Here is a 25,485-nt window from a genome sequence, read left to right on the forward strand (position 1 = left end):
TCAGGTAACGCCTTGGGCGAGCATCGCATCGGCGATCTTGATGAAGCCGGCGATGTTGGCGCCGGCGACGTAGTCGACGTGGCCGTCGGCGCGCTTGCCGTGGCGGACGCAGTGACCGTGAATGTCTTTCATGATCGCGTGCAGGCGCTCGTCGACCTCGGCGTGGTGCCAGGCCAGACGCAGCGCGTTCTGGCTCATCTCCAGGCCCGACGTCGCGACACCGCCCGCGTTGCTGGCCTTGCCCGGGGCGTACAGCGTGCCGGCGGCCTGGAAGGCATCGATCGCTTCGAGTGTGCACGGCATGTTCGCGCCTTCGGCCACGCAGATCACGCCGTTGTCGATCAGCCTGCGCGCATCGGCTTCGTCGAGTTCGTTCTGGGTAGCGCAGGGCAGTGCGATCTCGCCCGGGATATGCCAGGGGCGCTGGCCTTCGAGGTAGTCGAACCGCGGGTCGTCGGCGAGCTCAGCCAGCCGGCCGCGGCGCTGGTTCTTCAGCGCCATCAGCGTCTCGACCGCCTCGTTGTCGAAGCCGGCTTTGGCGTACAGCGTGCCGCCCGAGTCGGAGACAGTCAGCACGCGACCGCCGAGCTCGATGGCCTTGAGCGCGGCGTATTGGGCGACATTGCCGGCGCCCGAGATCAGCACCCGCGCCCCGTCGGTGTCGCGGCGCGCGTGGTGCAGCATCTGCTCGACGAAGTACACGGTGCCGTAGCCGGTGGCCTCCGGGCGCATCAAGCTGCCGCCATAGCTCAGGCCCTTGCCGGTGAACACGCAGCCGGCGTGGTTGGCGAGCTTCTTGAGATAGCCGGCCATGAAGCCGATCTCGCGCGCGCCCACGCCGATGTCGCCGGCCGGCACGTCGGTGTCCGGGCCCAGGTGGCGATGGAGCTCGGCAATCAGCGCCTGGCAGAAGCGCATCACCTCGCCGTCGCTGCGCCCCTTGGGGTCGAAGTCCGAGCCGCCCTTGCCGCCGCCCATCGGCAACGTGGTCAGCGCATTCTTGAAGGTCTGCTCGAACGCCAGGAACTTCAGGATCGACAGATTCACCGACGGGTGGAAGCGCATGCCGCCCTTGAACGGGCCGATCGCCGCGCTGTGCTGCACGCGCCAGGCGCGGTTGACCTGCACGCGGCCGCGATCGTCGACCCAGGGCACGCGGAACTGCACCACGCGTTCGGGTTCGACCAGGCGCTCAAGCAGCGCCTGGTCGCGGTAGTGCGGGTGGCGCGCCAGGAACGGCCACAGGCTGGCCATGACTTCGTGCACGGCCTGCAGGAACTCGGGCTGGTGCGGATCGCGCGCGGCGACCGTGCGCAGAAACGCGTCGAGCTCGGCGTCGCCGCCGCTCATGCTGCCTGTTCGCTGGCCAGGGCCAACTGCTGCACGATCGCGTCGGTGGCTTCGCGGGTCGAGCGGGCCGCATCGTGCGGCGCGAGATCGGCGGTGAACACGCCGGCATCGAGTACCGCGTCCACTGCCTGCTCGATGCAGGCCGCTTCCTGCGACAGACCCAGCGAGTAGCGCAGCAGCAGCGCGGCGCTGAGGATCGTGCCGACCGGGTTGGCGATGCCGCGGCCGGCGATGTCGGGCGCCGAGCCGTGGATCGGCTCGTACATGCCGACGCAGCCCTCGCCCAGCGACGCCGACGGCAGCAGGCCGAGCGAGCCGGCAAGCATCGAGGCCTCGTCGGTCAGGATGTCGCCGAACATGTTCTCGGTCACGATCACGTCGTAGGCGCGCGGCTTGGCCAGCAGGTGCATCGCCATCGAATCGACCAACTGGTGCTCGAGGGTGATGTCGGGGAATTCGTCGCGCACGACGCGGGTGGCGACCTCGCGCCACAGCCGCGAGGTCTCGAGCACGTTGGCCTTGTCGACCGAGGTCACGTGGCCGCGTCGCCCGCGGGCGAGCAGGCAGGCGCGACGCACGACGCGCTCGACCTCCTCGACCGAGTACCGGCACAGGTCGGTCGCCTGTGTCTCGCTGCGGGTCTTGTCGCCGAAGTAGATGCCGCCGGTGAGTTCGCGTACGACCAGCAGGTCGACGCCGGCCAGCAGGTGCGACTTGATCGGCGAGGCGCCCGCGGCCGCGGCATGGGGGCGTACAGGGCGCAGGTTCGCGTACAGGCCCAGTGCCTTGCGGATCGCCAGCAGGCCCTGTTCCGGACGCACCGGGGCCTCGGGCGCCGACCACTTGGGGCCGCCGACCGCGCCCAGCAGCACCGCATCGGCATCGCGCGCGGCCGCCAGTGTGGCATCGGGCAATGGCTGGCCGGTGGCGTCGATCGCGGCGCCACCGATCAGATGCTCGTGCAGCGTGAAGTGATGACCGAAGCGGTGCGCGACCGCCTGCAGGACTTCGACCGCGGCGGCGGTGACCTCGGGGCCGATGCCGTCGCCCGGCAATACGACGATGTCAGCGTGCATGGTGGCGCTCCTCGTAGGATCGGATCTCGGCGCTGCGCGCGAGCAGGTAGCCCATCTCGTCGACGCCCTCGAGCAGGCAGGTGCGCGCGAACGCGTCGAGCGGGAAACGATGGACGGCGCCCGCCGGCGTACGCAGCTCGCAGGCCTCGATGTCGACGGTCAACACGTCGTCGGGCTGCGACATCAGCTCCTGGACGACCGCCTCGGGCAGCACCACCGCCAGCAGACCGTTCTTGAGCGCGTTGTTGCGAAAGATGTCGGCGATTTCGCTGCTCACGACCACGCGCAAGCCCAGGTCGCGCAGCGCCCATGGCGCGTGCTCGCGCGAGGAGCCGCAGCCGAAGTTGCGCCCGGCCAGCAGGATCTCGCGGCCGGTGTTGTGCGGTTGGTTGAACGCGAAGTCGGGATTGGGCGTACCGTCGTCGCGCCAGCGCCAGTCGTTGAAGGCGTGCCGGCCCAGGCCTTGGCGTTCGGTGGTGGACAGAAAGCGCGCGGGAATGATCTGGTCGGTGTCGATGTTGGTCTGGGCCAGCACGACGCTGGCCGAGACGATCCGGGAACTGGCGGGCATCGGCGCTTCTTCAGGCAAGGGGACGGAAGGGGAATGCGAGGCGTGCATCAGGCCACCGCCCGGCAGTCGTCGAACAGTTCGCGCGGATCGGCGACGACGCCGCGCACGGCCGCCCAGGCGGCGGTGGTCGGCGAGGCCAGCAGCGTGCGCGCGCCAGGCCCCTGGCGGCCTTCGAAATTGCGGTTGCTGGTGCTCACCGCCAGTTGTCCGGGCGCGACCAGGTCGCCGTTCATCGCAATGCACATCGAGCAGCCGGGTTCGCGCCATTCGGCGCCGGCCGCGCGCACGACCGCGTCGATGCCTTCGGCCTCGGCCTCACGCTTGACGATCTCCGAGCCGGGCACCACGAGCATGCGCACGCCGGCGGCGACGTGACGGCCCTGCAGCACCTGGGCGACCTCGCGCATGTCGCGCAGCCGGCCGTTGGTGCACGAACCGACAAACACCACGTCGACCGGCATGCCGGCCAGCGGCCGGCCGGCGGCGACACGCATGTAGTCCTGACCCTTGCGCTCGGCGGCATCGCTGGCCTCGGGCACCGGGACGTCGACACCGATCGCGGTGCCCGGGTGCGTGCCCCAGGTCAGCGTCGGGCGGATGTCGGCGGCGTCGATGCGGACTTCGACATCGAACACCGCGCCCGGGTCGCTGCGCAGCGTGCGCCAGGACGCGACCGCGGCGTCGAAGTCCGCGCCCTTGGGGCCGCGCGGCGTGCGCGCGATCCAGTCGAAGGTGGTGTCGTCGGGCGCGACCATGCCGGCGCGCGCGCCGGCCTCGATCGACATGTTGCACAAGGTCATGCGCTGTTCCATGTCCATCGCCTCGATGGTCGAGCCGCGGTACTCGATGACATGACCGGTGCCGCCGTTGACGCCGATCACGCCGATCGCATGCAAGGTCACGTCCTTGGCGCCGACGCCGGGGGCGAGTTGGCCCTCGACGGTGATCGCCATCGTCTTCGGCCGCCGCTGCAGCAGGCATTGCGTGGCCAGCACGTTGCCGACCTCGCTGGTGCCGATACCGAAGGCGAGCGCACCGAACGCACCATGGGTCGAGGTGTGACTGTCGCCGCAGACGATGGTCATGCCGGGCTGCGTGAAGCCCTGCTCGGGCGCGATCACGTGGACGATGCCGCGCTGGTCGGAGGCCATGTCGAACAGTTCGATGCCGAACTGCGCGCAGTTGGCGGCGAGCGTCTCGACCTGCTTCTCAGCGGCTGCGTTGGCGTAGGGCAGACGGCCGTCGGGCCCCGCCGGCAGCGTCGGCGTGGAGTGGTCCATGGTCGCCTTGGTGCGGTCGGGCCGGCGCGGCGACAGCCCGCGCGCGCGTAGCTCGGTGAATGCCTGCGGCGAGGTGACCTCGTGGATAAGATGCAGGTCGATGTACAGCACCGCGGGCGCGGCGTCGGTCTCGGGGATCACGACGTGCGCATCCCACAATTTGTCGAACAGGGTCTTGGGCGAACTGGCGGTCATTGCGGGCTCTGGAGAGTGGCGGTCAGGCATGGGCGGCGTGGGGCTTTGCAGCGGGCCCTGCAGTGGCGGTCGCGACGCGGCCGCGCAGGATGCGGTTGGCGACATCCAGCCAGGCCAGCGCACTGGCCTCGATGATGTCGCGACTGGTGCCGCTGCCATCGAAGATGGCGTCGCCGTGACGCACGCTGACGCTGGCCTCGCCGCGGGCATCGCGGCCGGTGCCGACACTGTGCACCTGATAGCTCTCCAGTGACAGATCCACGCCGGTCGCCGTCGCCAGCGCCGCGAACAGGGCGTCCACCGGCCCGTCGCCCAGCGCGCTTTCGCTGACCTTGTTGCCGTCCGGGTCGGACAGTTCGATCACCGCGCTCGCGCGCTGACCGCGATCGCTGATCGTCATCGATGCCAGGCGCCAGCCCTGGCCGTGCACGTCGCCGTGCATCAACGCCTCCAGGTCGTCGTCCTCGACCACGCGCTGGCGCTCGCACAATGCCTTGAATTCGGCGAATACCTGGTCGAGCTGCGCATCGTCGACCGTGTAACCCAGCGCGCGCAGCCGGTGGCCGACCGCGGCACGGCCGCTGTGCCGGCCCAGCACCAGTTTGGAATCCGGCCAGCCGACGTCCGAGGGGTTCATGATTTCGTAGGTGCCGCGGTGGCGCAGCATGCCGTGCTGGTGGATGCCCGACTCGTGCGCGAACGCGTTCTCGCCGACGATCGCCTTGTTGCGCTGTACGCTCATGCCGGTCAGGCGGCGCAGCAGCTGCGAGGTGGGCACCAGCCGACGGGTGTCGATGCCGGTGTCGATGTCGTAGAAGGCGTTGCGGACTTTCAGCGCCATCACCAGCTCTTCCAGCGCGGCATTGCCAGCACGCTCGCCGATGCCGTTGATCGTGCATTCGACCTGGCGCGCGCCGCCCTCGATCGCGGCCAGCGAGTTGGCGACCGCCAGGCCCAGGTCGTTGTGGCAATGCGCGCTGAAGATCACGTCGCGGGCGCCGGGGACGGTGGCGATCAGTCTCTGGAACAGCGCTCGGCTTTCCTCGGGCGTCGCATAGCCCAGGGTGTCGGGGACATTGATCGTGCCGGCGCCGCTGGCGATCGCCGCGGCGATGACCTCGGCCAGGAAATCCTCCTCGGTACGGGTGCCGTCCTCGGTCGAGAACTCGACGTCGTCGACCAGCCGTCGGGCATGCGCGACGCTGGTGGCGGCCATGTCCAGCACCTGTTGCCTGCTCATGCGCAGCTTGTGCTCGCGGTGCAGCGGGCTGGTGGAGATGAAGACGTGGATGCGCGGACGAGCGGTGCCCTCGAGTGCGCGTGCCGAGGCCTCGATGTCGGCGGGCAGGCAGCGCGAGAGTACTGCCAGCGTCGGCGTGCGGACTTCGCGTGCGATCAGCCTTGCGGCCTCGCGGTCGGATTCGGAACTGGCGGGAAAGCCGGTCTCGATGATGTCCACGCCCAGCTCGGCGAGTGCGCGGGCCATCACGACTTTCTGTTGCGGCGACATGCTGCAGCCCGGCGATTGTTCGCCGTCGCGCAGGGTGGTGTCGAAAATTCGGATGGTGTCGGAAGCGGTCATGCGGGAAGTTCCTCGGCAATACGGTGGGACGTGCGGTCGGGTGGCGCTTTGATCGCGCGTCGAAGTCGAGGTTCGCCGCCTCCGGCCGGCGCCGTGGTGCCCAGATCGTTGCGCCGCCGTGGCGTGGCGGCCGGCGCCGGCGGCGCCGCGGTGGTCGCGGTCGCATCGACGATGCGCTGGCGACGCCTCGGCTTGCGCGGTGGCCGTGGGCGGACCTCCGACAGCAGACGTGCCAGCACGCCGGCGTCGAGGTTGCCGCCCGAGACCACCGCGACCTTGCGGCGCCCGGCGACGCGGCGGCCGGCGGCCAATGCCAGTGCGCCAGCGCCCTCGGCGATCACGTGTTCCTCCAACGCCAGACGCACCAGCGTCTCGCGCAGTTCCGCCTCGCGGACGATGACCACATCGTCGAGCAGGTCGGCCAACAATGCCCGGGTCAGCTGGCCGGGGTCGGCCACGCGCACGCCGTCGGCCAGCGTGGCGACGGGCGAGAACGGGCCATCTTCGCCGCGCAGCACGCGCGCCATCGCGTCCACGCCTTCGACCTGGGCACCGACGATACGCACACCCTGGCTCTTGAGCGCGAGCGCTACGCCAGCCGCGAGCCCACCGCCGCCGATCGGCACGATGACCACGTCCGGCACCAGGGCCGCGGCGATCTCCAGACCGACGGTGCCCTGGCCGGCGATCACGTCGATATCGTCGAAGGCCGACAGCAGCCGGAAGCCGTTCTGCGCCGCCAGTTCGCCTGCGAACGCCTTGGCCTCGTCGTAGGTGTCGCCGTGCAGGCGCACCGTGGCGCCCCAGTGCGCGACGCCGGCGATCTTGGTCTGCGGCGCGTTGCGCGGCATCACCGTGATCGCCGGAACGCCGAGCCGGTAGGCGGCCCAGGCCATGCCCTGGGCGTGGTTGCCGGCCGAGGCGGCGATGACCGTGCGGTCGTCACCGCGCTCGCGTGCGGCCAGCAGCGCGTTGAGGGCACCGCGCACCTTGTACGAGCCGGTGCGCTGAAGATTCTCCAGCTTCAGCCAACAGCCGAAGCGCTCGGCATAGTGGATCGGGGTGGCGTCGAGATGGCGGCGCAACCGCGCCTGTGCCGCCAGCACATCGCTGGCGGTGGCGCGGGGCGTACGGCGTACATCGGGGTCGGGCATGCTCAAACCGCCGTCAGCCAGCCGCGGCCGGCCTCGGCCTGGCCGCGCACCACGCGGGCGTACAGATCGGCCAGTTCGCGGGTGACCGGATTGTCGCCATAGATCCGGTCCTCGATCGCCTGCACCGGCGCGACCTCGGCGGCGGTGCCGCAGGCGAACACCTCGTCGGCATCCAGCAGTTCGGCGACGGTGACCGCGCGCGACGGCGCGCCGGTCAGCGCGATCAGAGTGTCGCGGGTGATCCCGGGCAACGCGTCGCGGTGGGCGACTGCGGTCAGGCGACCGTCCTTGACCAGGAACACGTTGGCGCCGGTGCATTCGACGACGAAGCCGTCGGCGTCGGTGAACAGCGCCTCGTCGAAGCCGCGCGACTTGCTCTGCCGTTTGGCCAGGATCGAGTTGACGTAGGCGCCGCACAGTTTGAGCGGTGGCAGCGAATCGGCAGGATTGCGCCGCCAACTGCTGATGCCCAGCCGTGCGCGGGTACCGGCCAGGTGCACGCGCGTGGCGGTGGTGGCGACCATCAGATGTTCGGTGTGGCCCTCGACATCGAGCCCGAAGCCGCCTTCGCCGAACCAGGCCAGCGGTCGGATGTAGGCGTCGCGATGGCGGTTGGCGCGCAGCGTCGCCAGCACCGCCTCGGTCGCGAGCGCCGGATCGAATGCCATGCCCAGCAGCGCTGCCCCCTCGCGCATCCGCGCCAGGTGCTCGGGCAGCCGGAACACAGCGGTGCCGTCGTCGGTGGCATAGGCGCGGATGCCCTCGAACACGCCGCTGCCGTAATGCATCGCGTGCGTGGTCAGGCCGGCCTGTAGCGCATCGACGTCGTGCAGCGCGCCGTCGTACCAAACCCGGTCGCTGGGTGCTCGCGCGGCGTCGGCGATCGGTGCGTCCGCGACCGCGGCATCGGCGGCGACGTTCAACGACACGGCTGCACCTCCACCGACAGGCAGTCGTAAAGCTTGGCCAACTGGCCCTGCAGCGCGCTCGCGGCGCGGTCGCCTTCGACAGTCATGCGCAGCGACCAGCGGTCGTCGTCCTCGCCAGCGGCGCCTTCGAAGGTCAGCGGTCGGAAGCCGCGACGCTCGGTGGTACCCAGCACGCGCACCAGCGCACCTTCGGCGCGGCGCAGGGTCATCTCAAACTGGTAACGCATGGCGGCATTCCTCGGGAGCGGGGGAGGCGGGGTCGGTCAAGGGCGGGGCGCCGGCGGTTGCGGCATCGGCCTCGATGTCGGCATCGGCGTGGTCGAGCATCTGCGCGTTGTTGTGGTTGGGCGGCACCAGCGGCCAGACGTTGGCGGCGGTGTCGATGGCGACATGCAGCAGCGTCGGGCCCGGCGCATCGAGCAGCGCCTGCAACGCCGCCTCGACGTCGTCGCTGCGGTCGACCGACAGCGCCTGGATGCCGAATGCGCGGGCGACCTGGGCGAAGTCGGGGTTGTCGGACAGGTCGATCTCCGAATAGCGGCGATCGAAGAACAACTCCTGCCATTGCCGCACCATGCCCAGCGCCTGGTTGTCGAGCAGCACGATCTTGACCGGCACTTGATAGCGCTTGAGCGTGGCCAGCTCCTGCACGTTCATCAGGAACGAGCCGTCGCCGCTGACGCACACCACGCGCCGCCTCGGATCCTCGAGCTGAGCGCCGATCGCGGCCGGCAGGCCGAAGCCCATCGCACCCAGCGCGCCGCTGGTCAGGTGTTTGCGCGGATGGTCGAAGCGCCAGTGCTGGGCGACCCACATCTGGTGCTGGCCGACGTCGCAGGCCACCACGGCGTCAGGCGCCAGTTCGCTCAGGCGCTTGAGCAGCGCGGGGGCGTAGACCTTGTCGCCCGGTGCGTCGTAGCGGGCGGCGAAGCGTTCGCGTCGCTCCGCGCACAGCGCACGCCACTGCGCACGCGCTGCGGCAAAGCGCCCGTGCCTGTGGGCGGCGCAAGGCGCGGCCAGCCGCGACAGGCTGGCGGCGACGTCGCCGCAGACCGCGACATCGGTTTCGCGCAGCTTGCCGATCTCGCAGCCGTCGCCGTCCAGGTGCACGATCCGCGCGTGTGGGGCGAACTCGGCCAGCTTGCCGGTGGCGCGGTCGTCAAAGCGCGCGCCCACGACCAGCAGCAGGTCGGCTTCTTGCACCGCCAGGTTCGCCGCGCGCGTGCCGTGCATGCCGAGCATGCCCAGATTCGCCGGATGCGAGGGTGGCAGTGCACCCAGGCCGCGCAGCGTCAGCACGGTCGGGATCGCGGTCAGGTCGGCGAACTCGCGGAACGCCTCCAGCGCGTCGCCCAGCACGATGCCGCCGCCGCCGTAGACGACCGGACGCTGTGCCTGCGCGAGCAATGCCGCCGCCTCGTGCAGCGCGTGGTCGGCGCAGGCCGGCATGGTGTCGGCGCGCGAGGGCACGTATGCCCCCAGGTGGGCGGCGTCGCCGATCTGCACGTCCTTGGGCATGTCGATCAGCACCGGGCCGGGACGCCCGGAGCGGGCGAGCCGGAACGCTTCGGCGACCGCCCGTGGCAGTTCGTCGACACTGCGCACCAGGAAGCTGTGCTTGACGATCGGCAGCGTCATGCCGAACACGTCCAGTTCCTGGAACGCGTCGGTTCCCATCAACGGCGTGGCGACCTGGCCGGTGATGATCACCATCGGCACCGAATCGAGCATCGCATCGGCGATACCGGTGACCAGGTTCGAGGCGCCCGGGCCGGAGGTCGCCACACAGACGCCGACGCGCCCGCTGGCCCGCGCGAACCCGTTCGCGGCGAACGCCGCGCCCTGTTCGTGGCGGACCAGCACGTGCTTCAACGACGCGCCGTGCAGCGCGTCGTAGAACGGCATGATCGCGCCGCCCGGATAGCCGAAGATCGTCTCGACCCCTTCGGCCTCCAGCGCCTGCACCAGCCAGCGGGCGCCATTCATCACGCGACTTCCGTGTGCGAGTCCCTCGCAGAAGCCCGCACATCCATGTGCGGACTTTCCACAGAGGCGCCGGGCGCGGCGTCGGCCTGCTCGCCCAGCCAGGTCATCTTTGCGCGCAGCTGGCGGCCGACCTGCTCGATCGGGTGGTCGAAATCGGCCTGCTTGTAGCGCTTGTAGTTCGGCAGCCCGGCTTCGTACTCGGCGACCCAGTTCTTGGCGAACGTGCCGTCCTGGATGTCGGCCAGCACCTCCTTCATGCGCGCCTTGACGCCGGCGTCGATCACGCGCGGACCGCTGACGTAGTCGCCATACTGCGCGGTCTCGGAGATGAACTCGAGCATGCGGGTGATGCCGCCCTCGTAGAACAGATCGACGATCAGCTTGAGCTCGTGCAGCACCTCGTAATACGCGATCTCGGGCTGGTAACCGGCCTCGACCAGCGTCTCGAAGCCGGCCTGCACCAGCGACGACGCACCGCCGCACAGCACCGCCTGCTCGCCGAACAGATCGGTTTCGGTCTCTTCCTTGAACGTGGTCTCGATCACGTTGGCGCGTGCGCCGCCCAGGCCCGCGGCATAGGCCAGCGCGGTGTCGCGGGCACGGCCGCTGCGATCCTGGTGCACGGCGTAGATGCACGGCACGCCGCGGCCGATCTCGTATTCGCGGCGCACCAGCGCACCGGGTCCCTTGGGCGCGACCAGGACCACATCCAGGTCCTCGCGCGGGGCGATCATGCCGTAATGCACGTTCAGGCCGTGCGCGAACAACAGGGTCGCGCCCTGCTTCATATGCGGCGCCAGCACTTCGGTATAGAGCTGCTTCTGCACCATGTCCGGCGTCAGCACGGCGACCAGGTCGGCCTCGCGCACCGCGTCGGCGGGCGCCTTGACGATGAAGCCATCGGCCTTGGCCTTGTGCTCGGTCGGCCCGCCGGGGCGCAGGCCGACGACGACGTCGAAGCCCGAGTCGCGCAGGTTCAGCGCGTGCGCGCGGCCTTGGCTGCCGTAGCCGACGATGGCGATGGAGGGGTGTGCATTGCTCATGGGCGATCGTGTCCGCTGGAAGAAAAGGAAGAGGCGGGCGTCGGGATCGACGCCCGGATACGACGACGGCCGGAGGTCGAGGGCATCGCCCTGTTCCAACCGGCCGTCGCATGCGTTGTCGCCATCGCAGCGCCAGTGCGTGCAGGTGTCCGACACGCCCGCGCCGCGCCGCGAGCGCCGGGGACGGCGCTGCGGGCGGATGGGAAGGCGGGCATCGTGTCGGGCATCGGTTGGCTCTGGTGCTGGCAATGGGCAACAAAAAACCCCGCGCTTGTCGGCGCGGGGTTCGGTTCTTTCGACCTTGGGTTTCGCTTTTTCTACACGAACCCCGTTCCCGCGCCTGTCTGGACGGTAATAAGAAGTACGGCGATAAGGAGCGCGGTGGTCGCGGCGAACATGACGGCCCGGTCACCGGTGGCGGTGCGGGCGGGGAGCTGCATGCGGGTGCTGCGCTGCGTCATGGGGCGAGAAGAGCATGCCTGCGGGTGGGCTGTCAACAGTTACGTCGACAACCAGTTTCGCGGGCGGCCAGGTTAGCGTTTGCGCGCCGCTCGATGGGCCCGTCGCAGCAGGCCGAGTGTTGCCTGTTCCCACTGCCGCGGGCCGCGTGCCTTGGCGGCAGCGCGCTGCAGGCTGCCGTCGCGCCACGCGGTGTAGAGCACCGGATCGATATAGGCCTTGCGGCAGACAGATACCGTATTGCCGAGTGTCGCGGCGACATCGGCAATGACCTGCTTTTCCTGCAGCGCCAGCGCCCGCTCGCTCGGCGGACCGCCATTGCGTCCAGTGGGCAGTGGCAGCGCGGCGAACCGGCGGAACGCCAGCGCGGTGCCGCCCCAGGTCCGGAAGTCCTTGGCGGTGAATGACTCGCCCATGGCCTCGCGCAGGTAATCGTTGACCATGCCCGAGTCCACGCCGCGGCATTCGCCCTCGTCGTCCATGTATTGGAACAGCGCCTGCCCCGGCAATTGCTGGCAGCGGCGTACCAGCCGGCACAGCCGGGCATCGTCGATCGCGATGTCGTGCGCCTGGCCGCTCTTGCCGCGGAAGCGCAACCGCGCGCCGCCGGCCTTGGCCCGCTCGAAATGCCGGTTGCGCAGGGTGGTCAGGCCAAACGAGCCATTGCTGCGGGCATAGGTGTCGTTACCGACCCGGATCAAGGTCTGCGACAGCAGCGACACCACAATCGCCAGCACCTTCTCACGTGGCATGCCCGGGCGCGCTAGGTCCCGCTGCAGCGCTCGGCGCAGGCGCGGCAGCGCGTCACCGAATGCGACGATGCGGTCGAACTTGCCCAGGCCGCGCGTGGTCGACCAGTCGGGGTGGTAGCGATACTGCTTGCGACCGCGCGCATCGCGCCCGGTGGCCTGAAGATGGCCGTTGGCGTGTCGGCAGATCCACACATCGGTGTAGGCCGGCGGGATGGCCAACTGCCGGATCCGGGCCAGGACATCGCGATCCCGCACCGCGGCGCCGTCGGGATCGCGGTAGCTGAACCCTTTGCCGGCGCGGCGACGGCACAGACCGGGGTCGCGATCGCAGACCCAGCGCAGGCCGGCAGCCCGGGCCGCCTCGAGACTCGCTTGCGTCACAGGTACGGTGGGGGCGCGATGACGATTCATGAGCGGCTGATAACAACGTGGCGCGTTGCGCGCCGTGAACGTCGTCGCCTTCACCCCCGGGCACGGAGGCCTGCGCAGACTCGCCGCACACCATAAGATTCGGAGGACGCCCAATGAAGACTCTGCACAAGACCCTGATGGCCGGCGCGCTTGCGGGCGCCGTTGCATTCACCGGTTCGGCACTCGCGCAGGACCACGATCGCAAGGATCACACCACGGCCGCGCAGACCGATTCCCACCAGCCGATGTCCGACACCTGGATCACGACCAAGGTCAAGGCCGATCTGCTGGCATCGAGCGATGTCTCGGGCCTGGATATCAGCGTCGAGACCAGCAACGGCATCGTCAGCCTGTCGGGCGACGTCGAGACGCAGGCGCAGATTGATCGCGCGACTGCGATCGCACGTGGCATCGAGGGTGTGAAGAGTGTGGACGCCAAGCAGCTGAAGGTCGCCACCAGCACTTCGCGTCGCTGATCGACGCACCGCTGATTCAAGGCCCCCGCCCATCGGCGGGGGCTTTTTCGTTGCGGCATCTGCGCGATTTACGCAGCTGGATCGCGCGCAGCGATCCGACCCGCCGTGCAGACGCCTGGACCGCGCAGGGCGCGGTGATGCGTGCTACCAGCCCTCGAGCGTCGCCGCGAGGGCGGCATCGTCCGCGGGTAGCGGCGTGCCGTGCGCGGGGCGGGCCAGGCAGTCAGCGAGCGCGGGCGGCAGCGTCACGGTATGGCCGACCAGCGGTTCGACGATGGTCTCGAACTTCGCCGGATGCGCGGTCGCGACCACAGCCCAGTCGCGCGTATCGCCTGCCTCGCGCAGCTGCTCGAGCATGGCCAGCGCCGTTGCGGTATGTGGACAGGGCACGATGCCGTGTCGCGCCGGCGCCGCGGCGATGATCCGGCGAATCGTCGCATCGTCCACGCTGTCGGCGACGAAGCCGGTGCGCAGCGCCGCGTCGTCGTCATGCCAGTGGCGCAGCCGCTCGAAGTTGCTCGGCGCACCGACGTCCATCGCATTGGCGAGCGTGGCCCGTGTGGGCTGCACGGCATAGTCGGCGCCAGCAAAGAAGCGCGGCAGCGTGTCGTTGGCGTTGCAGGCCAAACGGAGCTCGCCCAGCGGCGCGCCCATCGCGCGTGCGAGCACCGCAGCGCAAGCATTGCCAAGGTTGCCGGTGGGCACGACGAGGTTCAGCCGTGTGCCGTGACGCGCGTGGTGCGCCGCGGCGGCGTGCACGTAGTACGCCGACTGTGGCAGCAGACGCCCGAGGCTGATGCTGTTGGCAGAGCCCAGCGGCACGCGCGTCCGCAGCGCGATATCCGACAGCGCCTGCTTGACCAGGCGTTGGCAGTCGTCGAAGCTGCCGTCGACGCGGAACGCGCGCACGTTGTCGCCCCAGCACTCCAGGCCGTGCGCCTGACGCGGGGACACGCGGCCCTCGGGATAGAGGATGGCGACACGGAAGCCCGGCCTTCGATGGAAGGCCGCGGCCACCGCGGCGCCGGTATCGCCCGAAGTGGCGACGACGATCGTGGTGTCGGGCGCGGTGGGCGCGCGCAGGGTGCCCAGCGCACCGGCCAGGAACCGCGCGGCGTAGTCCTTGAACGCGGCCGTCGGGCCATGAAACAGCTCGAGCACATGGTCACCGGCGCCGCGCAGCGGTCGCAATGGCGCCTCGAAGGCAAACGCGTCGGCGCACAGTGCGGGCAGCTGTGTCTCGAGTCGGGAGGCCGCGAACCAGGGCGCCAGGGTCGTGGCCGCGGTCTCGGCGAGCGTGGTGCGCGGCACCTCCAGGTCGAGGAGAGGAATCGACGCGGGCACATACAGGCCACCATCGGGCGCGAGGCCCGCCACGAGGGCATCGTCGATCGGCGTCGGCGCAACGCCGCCGCGGGTGCTCAGAAAATCCATGGGTGCTCTCGTTACTGGGAGAAGGGCAGAGGCTGGGCGCGCGCGTCGGACGTGCGCGCTGCCGGACCCGGCCCGAGCAGCGCGGCGCGAGGGCCGGCCACCGGACCGACATAGGCGCGGGCGTCGAAGCCGGCGTCGACGAACGCTTGGCGCATGGCCGGCGCGGCGGCCTCGGCCTCGGTGCGCGAGGCGAACCAGGCGAACACGCTCGGTCCACCGCCGGAGATGCTGGCGCCGAGCGCGGCGTGCGCGAGTGCGGCCGATTTGACCTGCGCGAAGCCGGGAATCAAGCCGGCGCGGCGCGGCTCGACCAGCACATCGTGCAGCCCGGCGCGGACCAGATCGAGATCGCCACGCTGCAGGCCGGTCAGAAACAGCGCCAGGTGCGCCCCGTGCGCGACGATGTCGTGCAGGGGATAGGGCTCGGCGAGCACTGCACGCGAACGCCGCGTTTCCAGCACTTGGTCGGGATGCACGACGACCGCGTGCAGCGTGGCCGGCACGTCGAGCGCGATCGCCCGGTCGGCTGTCGCCAGGGTCACCCCGCCCAGCAGCATCGGCGCGACGTTGTCACCATGCCGGCTGCCGCTGGAGATCGCTTCGCCGTCGAGCGCGAACGGATACAGCGCTTCGCGCGGCAAGGGCGTGTCGAGCAGGGCGCTCGCGGCCACCAGTGCCGCCACACACGACGCAGCCGAGCCGCCGAGCCCCGACCCCAGCGGGATGCCTTTCTCCAAACGCAGTGCGAAGCCGTACGGCAACGATAGCGCCTCGCGCAACGACTGCAGCGCAAGGCCTGCCGTATTGCGCGCCGGATCGAGTGGGATCGCCTCGATGCCCGCGACGTCGCCATCGATCGCCTCGATGACGACGGTCGGCGCGGTGATGCGGCGTACCCGGGCGATATCGCGCGGCCCATCGATTGCGTGGCCGAGCAGATCGAAGCCGACGCCGATGTTGCCGACGCTCGCCGGCGCGAACGCGGCGACCCAGGGATGTTCGGGCATGGTGGAACCTCCTGCTGCCGCGCGGGCGGCGGCGTTGGATCGGGACATTGATCGCGCATCGACCGGCGGGCGGCCCGGCGGCGTCTGTGCCTGCGCTGTCATCCTCAGGTTGCCGAGTCGAGGGCGTGCGCACTGCGGCCATCATGCCGCAGGAACGGCAGGCCGGCCTGCTTGCCGAGCGCATGGGCGATCGTCAGGACATCGGCGAACACGCCCGCCGCGGTCACTTCAGGGCCAGCCCCCGGGCCCTGGACGACCAGCGGGTTGTCGGCATAGCGGGCGGTGCGGAATTGCACGAGATTGTCGGTCAGCCGGGTGTGGCAGCACGGGTGCTCGGCCGGCAGCGCGACCACGCCGACACTGGCCTGGCCGTCGCCTTGCAGGCGCGCCAGGTGACGCAGCGCATGGCCATCGGCGCGCGCGGCATCGAGCCGGGCCTGCATCGGCGCATCGAGCTCGTGCAGGCGATCGAGGAACGTGTCCAGCGACACCTCGCGTAGCGCCTCGGGCACCAGACTCTCGACCGCGACATCCTCGAGCGACAGCGTCCGGCCGGCCTCACGTGCCAGGATCACCAGCTTGCGCGCGACATCCAGCCCCGACAGGTCGTCGCGCGGGTCGGGCTCGGTGTAGCCCAGGGCGCGCGCCTCGCGCACCAGCTCCGAGAACGGTTGGCTGCCGTCGTAACGGTTGAACAGCCAGGCCAGTGTGCCCGACAGCATGCCGTCGATGCCGTGGAGCGTGTCGCCGGTGTCGAGCAGGCCGCGAAGCGTCTGGATCACCGGCAGGCCGGCACCGACGGTGGCCTCGTACAGGAAGCGGCCACCGCCTGCACGTTGGGCCTCGCGGATCGCGGCATAACGCGCCCACATGCCGCTGCCGGCATGCTTGTTCGGGGTGACCACGTGAATGCCGGCGGCCAGCCACTCGGGATACTTCGCCGCGACGGCATCGCTGGCGCTGCAGTCGACGATCAACGCATGCGGCAGATGGCTGGCGCGCACGTGCGCGGCGAACGCATCGAGGTCGCAGGCCTGCGCGGTGGCGTCGAGCATCGCGGCGGCGTGGGCGGGGTCGAGCGGCGCATCGTCGAGATGCATCCGCCGGCTGCTGGCGATCGCGCGCAGCCGCAGATCCACACTCGCACGCTCGCGCAGCGCCGGCACCACCTCGGCCAGTTGCGCCAGCAATGCGCGGCCGACGTTGCCCGGCCCGATCACGCCGACCGAGACCGTCTGCGGCGACAGCCAGAAGGCCGCATGCGCGGCGCGCAATGCGCGGGTGGCATCGGCCTGGGCGATCGCGACCGAGATGTTGCGCTCGCCCGCGCCCTGGGCAATGGCGCGGATGTTGACGTGGGCCTGGGCGAGGCCGGCGAACAGTCGCGCGGCGACGCCCTGGGTGCCGACCATGCCGTCGCCGACCGCCGCGAGCACACACAGCTCGCCGGTCACGGTCACGCCCTGGGCCTGGCCTTGCGCGATCGCGTCGGCGAATGCGGCGACGATCGCCGCGCGGCCGCGCTCGACCTGGCTGGCCTGCACCACGCAGCAGATCGAATGCTCCGACGAGCCTTGCGAGATCATCGTCACCGACACGCCGGCCGCGTGCAGGGCGGCGAACATGCGCTCGGCGGTGCCGGGCACGCCGACCAGACCGTTGCCGACCAATTCGAGCACTGCCGCGTCGCGGACCAGGCTCAGGCCCTTGACCGGCGAGGCGGCGGCCGCTGCGGCTGGCGCGATCGTCGTGCCCGCCGCGGACGGGTTGCGGCTGTTGCGGATGCGGACCGGAATACCCCGGGCCTGCACCGGCGCCAAGGTCTGGGGGTGCAGAACGCTCGCGCCGAAGTAGGCGAGTTCGCAGGCCTCGGCATAGGACATCGCCTGCAGGCAGACGGCGTCGGGCACCAGGCGCGGATCGGCCGAGAGCACGCCATCGACATCGGTCCAGATGGTCAGGGCCTGGGCGTCGAACAGGTTGGCGAAGATTGCCGCCGAGTAGTCGCTGCCGTTGCGCCCGAGCGTGGTGTCGCGACCGTTGCCATCGCGGGCGACGAAGCCGGTGATCACCACATCGCGCGCACCGTTCGCCAGGCGCCAGCTCGCCAGACGGGCCCGGCTCGCATCCCAGTCGACCACCGCGCCCATCTCGCCGTGCTCGACTACCAGCACCTCGCGGGCGTCCAGGCGCTGCCAACCCGGACCGAGTGCGGCCTGTGCCAGCCGCGACGACAGCTGTTCGCCGCAGCCGTGGATGCGCGCCAGTCGCGCGTCGCGATCCGTGACGTCCGCATGCAGGCCCTGCAGGTCATGGGCGAGGGCGGCGAACTCGTCCTCGAGCGCGCGGTGCAGTGCGCCGTCGACCTCATGCTCGAACGCGTCGGCGGTCGCGAGGTGGCGCTGGCGCAGCGCGTCCCACGCGGGCTTCCAGTCATCGAGGGCGAGGGCGGCATCGGCGAGCGCGACCAGGGCATTGGTGGTGCCGGACATCGCCGACACGACGACCGGCCGCACCCGCGCATCGGCCGGTACCAGAGCGGCCAGCGCGGCAATGCACGCTGCATCGGCCAGACTGGTACCGCCGAACTTGTGGACATGACAGGTGAGCGCCGGCGGCGCATCGGCAACGGGGGCGACGGAATGGGGGAGAGGCGCGACGGCGGACGACATGGAGAGCTCCTGGAAAAGGGGCTCCACATCACGGTCGGGCGGGACGTGGCGTCCGCATCCCGGGTGGGGATGCGGAGCGGGCGGTCAGGTCAACTGGCGGCGCGCGTCCACATCCCGGTCCCGGTGGTACCGGTGCCGGTAATGCCGACGATCGTCGTGATGGTCGCTGCGGCCGCGCACGCGCCCGCGGCCGCGCGGATGGCGGTCGTCGGCAGGTGGGCGGTGTTGGTGCGATGCATCATCCCCGCAGCACACCACGCGATCGCGCGCGCTGTCAACCGGTTTTTTTTGCGCAGGCCAGCCTCGCGGGAGGGCGTGGCTCCAGGTCGGCCGGCCTGGGCGCGCCCAGGCCGGGAGCCTGGGCGGTTCGGCCACGACTTGGGCGGCCGCGCGCCGCATGGTCTAATCGGCCCTGAAGCGGGGGTACCGGCACCAGTCGGTTGAGACAGTCCCTTCGAACCTGATCCGGTTGATACCGGCGTAGGGAAGCTTCGCAGCCGGCCCCCGGACCGACAGCGCGCGCAGGCGCGCCGGCGGCACGCGGTCCGGGCGCGCCGCCGCTTCGTCCCGCCTTGCGAATCCCTCGCAGGCGACGCCCGCACCTCGAGGTGCGGCATCCAACAGGACGAATGCCATGAACGCTCAGCCCGCCAGCCTGTTGCAGCAGGCCCAGCAACTCTCCGATTCGGTCACCCGGCCCATCCCCGGTTCGCGCAAGATCCATGTCCAGGGCTCGCGCCCGGACCTGCGCGTGGCGATGCGCGAGATCGCGCTGACCCGCACGCCGACGCTGTTCGGCGGCGAGGACAATCCGCCGGTCACTGTCTACGACCCATCGGGTCCCTACACCGATCCGGACGTAAAGATCGACCTGGCTGCGGGCCTGGTACCGCTGCGTGCGGCCTGGATCGCCGAGCGCGGCGACACCGAGGTCCTGCCGGGGCTGTCGTCGAGCTTCGGGCGGGCGCGCGAGCACGATCCACGGCTCGACGGCGTGCGCTTTCCGTCGCGTGCGCAGCCGCGCGTGGCCAGGTCCGGCGCCAACGTGACCCAGATGCACTACGCGCGCCGCGGCATCGTCACGCCGGAGATGGAGTACGTCGCGATCCGCGAGAACCAGCGCCTGGAGCTGGTGCGCGATGCGATGCTGCGCAGCCAGCATCCCGGTCAGGCCTTCGGCGCGAGCATCCAGCCGTCGATCACGCCTGAGTTCGTGCGCGACGAGATCGCGCGCGGCCGCGCGATCCTGCCCTGCAACATCAACCATCCCGAGAGCGAGCCGATGATCATCGGCCGCAACTTCCTGACCAAGATCAACGCCAACATCGGCAACAGCGCGGTGTCATCGGGCATCGCCGAAGAGGTCGAGAAACTGGTCTGGGCGATCCGCTGGGGCGGCGACACGGTCATGGACCTGTCGACCGGCAAGCACATCCACGAGACCCGCGAATGGATCGTGCGCAACTCGCCGGTGCCGATCGGTACGGTGCCGATCTACCAGGCGCTGGAGAAGGTCGACGGCCGCGCCGAGGAACTGACCTGGGAGATCTTCCGCGACACCCTGATCGAGCAGGCCGAGCAGGGCGTGGACTACTTCACCATCCACGCCGGCGTGCTGCTGCGCTACGTGCCGCTGACCGCGAAGCGCGTCACCGGCATCGTGTCCAGAGGCGGCTCGATCATGGCCAAGTGGTGCCTGGCGCATCACCGCGAGAGTTTCCTCTACGAACACTTCGAGGACATCTGCGAAATCATGAAGGCCTACGACGTGGCGTTCTCGCTCGGCGACGGCCTGCGCCCGGGCTGTATCGCCGATGCCAACGACGCGGCGCAGTTCGGCGAGCTGGAGACACTGGGCGAGCTGACCAAGATCGCCTGGAAGCATGACGTGCAGACCATGATCGAGGGCCCCGGCCATGTGCCGATGCAGCTGATCAAGGAGAACATGGACAAGCAGCTGCGCGAATGCGGCGAGGCGCCGTTCTACACGCTGGGGCCACTGACCACCGACATCGCGCCGGGCTACGACCACATCACCAGCGCCATCGGCGCGGCGATGATCGGCTGGTACGGCACGGCGATGCTGTGTTACGTGACGCCCAAGGAACATCTGGGCCTGCCCAATCGCGAGGACGTGCGCGACGGGATCATGGCCTACAAGATCGCCGCCCACGCCGCCGATCTGGCCAAGGGGCATCCGGGTGCACAGGTGCGCGACAACGCGCTGAGCAAGGCCCGGTTCGAGTTCCGCTGGCAGGACCAGTTCCACCTGGGCCTGGATCCGGAGAAGGCGGAGGCCTTCCACGACGAGACCCTGCCCAAGGATGCCCACAAAGCGGCGCACTTCTGCTCGATGTGTGGGCCGCATTTCTGTTCGATGAAGATCACCCAGGACGTCCGCGACTACGCCGCCGAGCACGGCGTGGCGGACGAGCAGGCGCTGGCGACCGGACTGGCCGAGAAGTCGGCGCAGTTCCTCGCCCAGGGAGCCGAGGTCTACCGTCCGCAGTGACGGCGGCCGACGGCCGGAGGCATCGCCCCGGCCGTCGCATCCGCTCGACGGCACGCGGTGTATGTTCAGGATCGGTATCGTGGCAACGCGTCACGATCCACCCGTCAACAGGGAGACCCCAAGATGAAGACCTCGACGTCCCGCGTGGCCGCCTGGCTGGTGGCCCTATGCGGCCTCGCCTTGCTCGCCGGTTGCGCGACCGGGCCACGCATCACCACCGAGGCCGACCCGCGGGCGGATTTCTCGGCCTACCGCACTTGGTCGTTCTATACGCCTCTGGCGATCGAGAAGGAGGGCTACGAGACCCAGACCAGCGAAGTGACCAAGGCGGCCGTGCGTGCCGAAATGGAGCGCCGCGGCTACCGTTACAGCGAGACCGACCCGGATCTGTGGGTGAATATCAACGCCTACATGGAGCGTCGGACCGATGTCAGCAGCTATCCGACGGTCGACTACGCCTATTACTACAGCTACCGTCACCGCGGTTACTTCGCGGTGCCGTACTGGAACGAGCGCACCAGCGTCTACCGCTACACCGAGGGCACGATGAACGTGGATCTGGTGGACGCCCGGCAGAAGCGCCTGGTGTGGGAGGGCATCGCGGTCGGGCGCGTCGCCAACCTCAAGCCCGAACAGCGCGAGCAGCGGATCTATTCGACGATCGCCGAGATCTTCGCCAACTATCCGCACCAGGCCGGCGTGCGCAGCCAAGCGCTGTAATCGGCCGACGCGGGACAAGAACGAAGCGGGCCGATGGCCCGCTTTTTCGTTTGTGTTCCAGCCGCGGCCGGTCCGGGGTCAGGGGGACTGTTGCCAGCGGGCCTCAATGAAAACGCGGATCGCCTGAGCCACGTCGTCATCCTCCGGCGTTCCGCCCATGAAAGCGCCGTGGGGTACGCCCTCCCAAGATAGAACTCGACCGGAACCTGGGCGCGGACCAACCCACGATGCAGGCGCGCCGCGTTGCAGAGGAACAGGTCGCGGGTTCCCGCTTGCAGGAAGGTCGGTGGTAGGCCGTCGAACTGGTCGAACAAGGGGACAGATAGGGATGACCGAGGTCCGCGCCTCCTGCATAGAGGCGGTTGATCGGCATCAGCGGGACGGGAAGCATCACATCCACATCGCGATTGGTGTGGAAGCTGTCGCCGGACTCTGTCAGGTCGACTTCCAGTGACAGCAGCACCAGACCACCGGGCATCGGCAGGCCTTCATCGCGTCCGCGCAAGAGCATCGCCAGGGCGAGGTTGCCGCCCGCCGATCGCCCGATGATCACGATGTCGGCGGCGCGTGTTGGGTCAGCGCATGCCGATAGGCCCTCAGATAATCGTCCGGCGCGGCAGGGTTGGGATGTGCCGACGGCAAGCGGTAGTCCACGCCATAGCAGCGGACACCGTAGCGGTCCGCATGTGGCTGCGCACTGGTGCGGCAGGCCTCGCCACCACCAAACAGCAGGGCGCCGCCGCGCAGATCGATGCAGGCGCGCTAGGGGGGCGCCGACGCGTCAGGCGTGGCGACGTGGAGCGCAGTCTCGCCGAGGGTTAAGTCTCGACCCGGGCGTGCAGGTGCGCGGCGAGGCCTTTCATGGCGGCCGCGTACTGACGATTCACCTGGTCCTTGAGGGCTTACCAGGCGGCCTGGTGCTAGGTTGTGGGCAGAGGCATCAGTGCATTTACCGGCGCACCTGGGGCGTGACCAGGCGCTGCATGGCGGCTATCGCCTGCGTGCCGATCGATGTCGGAAAGGGGACGATGTGTTCAGGGAGCGACACGCCGTTGCACGGGGTGTCGGTTTTGGCTTGTGTCATGCGCGTTCCGGCGTGCTTGCCGTGTGGGGCATGGGGCTTGGTCGACGAGCGACGATCTCGTTCGAGGTGCCACTTCGCTCAACGGCCCAACCTCGGCGCGGCTATCGACGGTCTCGTACACAAGCAGGTTCGAGCCCATCGCATGCTAGAAGTCGCGTTCAATGGAACGATCTTGCCTCACAGACGACGAACTCCAAGCCCTTAGGTCTTGACTGCATTCGAATCACTCCTGTGCCGATCTTGGCGACGCGCATTCCATTGCGTTCAGCCAGCATTGACTAAAGTAGTCGTGCAAGCAGTATGGAAGTACAGGCATGACAGTTTTGCCCAATGCGGAGGACGCCGCTCTAGCTCAGCGTCTCAAGATTGGGGCTGCAACGGTAGATTTCGCGACTCGTGAGATCCACATGCCCGGCGCGCGCCGTGCAGTTCGATTGACACCTAAGGCCGCAGCGGTGCTGCGCACGCTGACGCGCGTTCCAGGCGCCGTTCACTCGCGTGCCGACTTACTGGCGGAAGTCTGGCCTGACACGTTGCCTACCGACGATGTCTTGACTCAGGCGGTTACCCAATTGCGCAAGGCCTTCGGCAGCGGCGATACAGGTGCGTTCGAGGGGCGGCGCTACATCGAAACCATTGCCAAGACGGGCTACCGATTGACGGTCCCCGTCAGCATCCCAGACCGAGCCCTCGACGCCGGGGATGCATGCGAGAGCGAGCACGCTTCATCTGCAGCCGGTGTCGATGCAACGAAAGTTCCAGCGACCACGAGCGGCTCCCCAACGCCTGCGTCGGGGAGCGCAAGCGTGTCTGATCACCGCCCATCACGGTGGCGGTTGGTGATACTTGCGGCATTTGCGGGGGCCTGCACCGTCGTTATGGCCTTGCTGGCGCTCCGCGGCATGGATTCTGGAGCCGCTCGCTCTCAGGAGGTCTCTGGAGTGATCCCGGCCAAGCCTTATCGGCTGGTCACCTCGTTCCCTGGGTTTGAGTTGTCCCCAAGTCTGTCGCCCAATGGCGAAATGGTCGCTTATGCAGCCGATTCTCTGCCCGATGGGCGCGCGCTGCCCAGTCCGTCCATTCTTGTTCAGCCGACATTTGGCGTTACGCCGCGTGTGTTATCGCATCCCCGGGTTGGAGAGCATGACGACCTGCCTGCCTGGTCTCCCGATGGTCGGCACATCGCCTTCGCCCGCTGGAACGCCGTAGGCAAATGCCGAATTCTGCTTGTGTCGGCAACCGGCAGTGGTGATGAGCGTGAGGTCGCGCGTTGCGATGATAGCGAACTCTTGAGCTTCGATTGGTTGCCCGATGGCAGCGGACTGCTGTTCGGCACTATGACGGGACATCAGGACGGGCATGCGATACGCGTACTCGATCTGGCGACCGGCGATTGGCGGCCGATCCGATATCCCGTGGCCGCGGGTGACATTGATTACTCGCCGAAGATTTCTCCCGATGGCCGTTGGATCGCCTTCGTGCGCAATCCACAACTCGGCGATCTCTGGCGCATTCCAGTCGATGGTGGAGGCGCCGAGCAGCTGACTCGGCTCGGCGCAGAGCTGCGCGGTTTGAGCTGGTCGCGCGATGGACAGGCGTTGATCTATGGTCGGCGGATCGGGAGTGAGACGAGACTGCATCGCTTGAACTTGCAGACGGGCTCGATCTCGGATCTTCAGATCGAAGATGCACAGATGCCGACCAGCGCACGCGACGCCGACATGGTCGCATTCGTGCACAGGAAGCCGCAGTTCGGCATTCACCGGGTCAACGGACGCACGGGACATCGTGAGCATATGTTCGCGTCTTCCGGCCGCGATACGCAGCCGGTTGCATCGCCGGATGGTCGCCAACTGGTCTTTACATCCGATCGTGCAGGTAGTTCGGAGCTGTGGTGGGTCGATCTCGAGCGCCCCGATTCGCTCCGACCGATCTCAGGCGTGCGGCCCGACACCGGGCAGCCACCAGTATGGTCCGCGGATGGCCGGCGCCTGCTGGTCTCCGCGCTGGACGTGCAGGGCAACTCCGAAATCGTCGAGGTTGTACCCGCTTTCGATGAAGTGACCGTGCTGCCAGTGCCGGCGCTTCATCCACGCCAAGCCGCATATGGTGCGGACAACGGACTTCTCGTTCTGGACGAGGGCACCGACGGACGAACGACGTTGGTCGCATACGATGCCAACTGGCGGGTACTTGGTCGATTGGAGGGTGTTTCACACGTCCGGTTCGATCCACGACGAGAGCGGGTGCTCTACACCCGTCTCGATGGCAGTGGGATCTGGAGAGCTTCCCCCGATCTGACACAGTCGCAGCGACTTAGCAGCGAGATCCCATCGCGTTGGCGTTATCGAAGCTGGACACTCACTTCCGATGGGCTGCTGTCGTATCTGGATAGCGACAGTCATTGCCGAAGTCGGATGACGCGATTCGTCATCGATGACGATCAATTGATGCGTCGCGACCAACATTGCCTCGACGCCGCCAGCCGCAGCGCGGTCAATGGATTCAGCAGCCAGCATCAAGATTGGCTGGTGTCGATTGCAGTTGAGGATGGGACCGACATCGGCGTCATGACTATGCCGCCAGCGGAGAGTGAGAGCCGAAGCCTTGTGGCCAAGTTGTTGATTGCGTTGAGATGGCGAGCGTCGTGAAGCTTTCGGAAAAAAGACGGAGCGAATTCGGCAAAGCTTAAGCATGAGCTCGGGCAACCGCGCGGAATAGGTGGCAAAAACGCTGCCTTTCCACGACAGGCATGCTCGTATGGCTTCTCCTTTTTGGTCGCAGCGCGGTCA

The 25,485-nt window shown here is 68.8% G+C and carries 17 protein-coding genes, 1 pseudogene and 1 other annotated feature; of the genes and pseudogenes, 4 read left to right on the plus strand and 14 right to left on the minus strand.

Translation table 11 applies throughout. The features are described 5' to 3' along the window. The 11 genes and pseudogenes from BEN78_08465 to BEN78_08515 form a co-directional block, all read right to left on the minus strand. Nucleotides 1-1,350 (minus strand): glutamate dehydrogenase, encoded by a 1,350-nt coding sequence (locus BEN78_08465; GenBank protein ASR43402.1) that lies wholly within the window; start codon nt 1,348-1,350, stop codon nt 1-3. Beyond that, nucleotides 1,347-2,426 (minus strand): 3-isopropylmalate dehydrogenase, encoded by a 1,080-nt coding sequence (locus tag BEN78_08470; GenBank protein ID ASR43403.1) that lies wholly within the window; start codon nt 2,424-2,426, stop codon nt 1,347-1,349. The genes BEN78_08465 and BEN78_08470 overlap by 4 nt, the downstream gene beginning before the upstream one ends. After that, nucleotides 2,416-2,997 carry a 3-isopropylmalate dehydratase small subunit gene (locus BEN78_08475; GenBank protein ASR43404.1) on the minus strand — a complete coding sequence of 194 codons (582 nt, stop codon included), beginning with the start codon at nt 2,995-2,997 and terminating at the stop codon, nt 2,416-2,418. Before BEN78_08475 ends, BEN78_08470 begins: the two co-directional genes overlap by 11 nt. Nucleotides 2,998-3,044: 47 nt before the next feature. Further along, the gene (locus BEN78_08480; GenBank protein ASR43405.1) at nt 3,045-4,472 is read right to left on the minus strand and encodes a 3-isopropylmalate dehydratase large subunit; all 1,428 of its coding nucleotides are present in this window, start codon (nt 4,470-4,472) and stop codon (nt 3,045-3,047) included. Nucleotides 4,473-4,494: 22 nt separating this feature from the next. Continuing rightward, complete coding sequence (locus BEN78_08485; GenBank protein ID ASR43406.1) at nt 4,495-6,054, minus strand: 2-isopropylmalate synthase; 1,560 nt, start codon at nt 6,052-6,054, stop codon at nt 4,495-4,497. Nucleotides 6,055-6,170: 116 nt separating this feature from the next. Further along, a pseudogene (locus tag BEN78_08490) lies at nt 6,171-7,208 on the minus strand (serine/threonine dehydratase). 2 nt (nt 7,209-7,210) lie between these two features. After that, complete coding sequence (locus BEN78_08495) at nt 7,211-8,092, minus strand: hypothetical protein (GenBank protein ID ASR45024.1); 882 nt, start codon at nt 8,090-8,092, stop codon at nt 7,211-7,213. 35 nt (nt 8,093-8,127) lie between these two features. Then, nucleotides 8,128-8,364 (minus strand): hypothetical protein, encoded by a 237-nt coding sequence (locus BEN78_08500; GenBank protein ASR43407.1) that lies wholly within the window; start codon nt 8,362-8,364, stop codon nt 8,128-8,130. Then, the gene (locus tag BEN78_08505; protein ID ASR43408.1) at nt 8,348-10,123 is read right to left on the minus strand and encodes an acetolactate synthase 2 catalytic subunit; all 1,776 of its coding nucleotides are present in this window, start codon (nt 10,121-10,123) and stop codon (nt 8,348-8,350) included. Before BEN78_08505 ends, BEN78_08500 begins: the two co-directional genes overlap by 17 nt. Further along, a complete protein-coding gene (locus BEN78_08510) occupies nt 10,123-11,166 on the minus strand; it encodes a ketol-acid reductoisomerase (GenBank protein ID ASR45025.1) in 1,044 nt (347 codons plus the stop codon). Before BEN78_08510 ends, BEN78_08505 begins: the two co-directional genes overlap by 1 nt. Before the next feature lie 533 nt (nt 11,167-11,699). Next, a complete protein-coding gene (locus tag BEN78_08515) occupies nt 11,700-12,788 on the minus strand; it encodes a DNA topoisomerase (protein ID ASR45026.1) in 1,089 nt (362 codons plus the stop codon). Nucleotides 12,789-12,901: 113 nt separating this feature from the next. Here BEN78_08515 and BEN78_08520 point away from each other — a divergent pair, with 113 nt between their 5' ends. Continuing rightward, the gene (locus BEN78_08520) at nt 12,902-13,264 is read left to right on the plus strand and encodes a hypothetical protein (GenBank protein ASR43409.1); all 363 of its coding nucleotides are present in this window, start codon (nt 12,902-12,904) and stop codon (nt 13,262-13,264) included. Nucleotides 13,265-13,408: 144 nt separating this feature from the next. Here BEN78_08520 and BEN78_08525 read toward each other — a convergent pair whose 3' ends face one another. The 3 genes from BEN78_08525 to BEN78_08535 all read right to left on the minus strand — a co-directional run bounded on the left by BEN78_08525 (nt 13,409) and on the right by BEN78_08535 (nt 18,377). Beyond that, the gene (locus BEN78_08525; protein ID ASR43410.1) at nt 13,409-14,698 is read right to left on the minus strand and encodes a threonine synthase; all 1,290 of its coding nucleotides are present in this window, start codon (nt 14,696-14,698) and stop codon (nt 13,409-13,411) included. 11 nt (nt 14,699-14,709) lie between these two features. Beyond that, entirely contained in the window at nt 14,710-15,705 is a 996-nt protein-coding gene (locus tag BEN78_08530; GenBank protein ID ASR43411.1) for a homoserine kinase, read from the minus strand. A 104-nt stretch (nt 15,706-15,809) separates the two neighbouring features. Then, on the minus strand, nt 15,810-18,377 hold the full coding sequence (locus BEN78_08535) for a bifunctional aspartate kinase/homoserine dehydrogenase I (protein ID ASR43412.1): 2,568 nt from the start codon (nt 18,375-18,377) through the stop codon (nt 15,810-15,812). Between the two features lie 409 nt (nt 18,378-18,786). Then, nucleotides 18,787-18,882 (plus strand) — a binding site (TPP riboswitch). Nucleotides 18,883-19,011: 129 nt separating this feature from the next. On the opposite strand from BEN78_08535, the gene BEN78_08540 reads away from it, so the two are divergent. The 3 genes from BEN78_08540 (at nt 19,012) to BEN78_08550 (ending at nt 25,344) form a co-directional block, all read left to right on the plus strand. After that, the gene (locus BEN78_08540) at nt 19,012-20,889 is read left to right on the plus strand and encodes a phosphomethylpyrimidine synthase ThiC (GenBank protein ASR43413.1); all 1,878 of its coding nucleotides are present in this window, start codon (nt 19,012-19,014) and stop codon (nt 20,887-20,889) included. A 123-nt stretch (nt 20,890-21,012) separates the two neighbouring features. Continuing rightward, nucleotides 21,013-21,609: a hypothetical protein gene (locus BEN78_08545; GenBank protein ID ASR43414.1), complete on the plus strand. Its 597-nt coding sequence runs from the start codon at nt 21,013-21,015 to the stop codon at nt 21,607-21,609. 1,398 nt (nt 21,610-23,007) lie between these two features. Beyond that, nucleotides 23,008-25,344, plus strand: coding sequence for a hypothetical protein (locus BEN78_08550; GenBank protein ID ASR43415.1), 2,337 nt, complete (start codon nt 23,008-23,010; stop codon nt 25,342-25,344). Nucleotides 25,345-25,485 lie beyond the last annotated feature (141 nt).

It is taken from the genome of Xanthomonas citri pv. mangiferaeindicae, assembly GCA_002240395.1.
Taxonomy (GTDB): domain Bacteria; phylum Pseudomonadota; class Gammaproteobacteria; order Xanthomonadales; family Xanthomonadaceae; genus Luteimonas; species Luteimonas citri_A.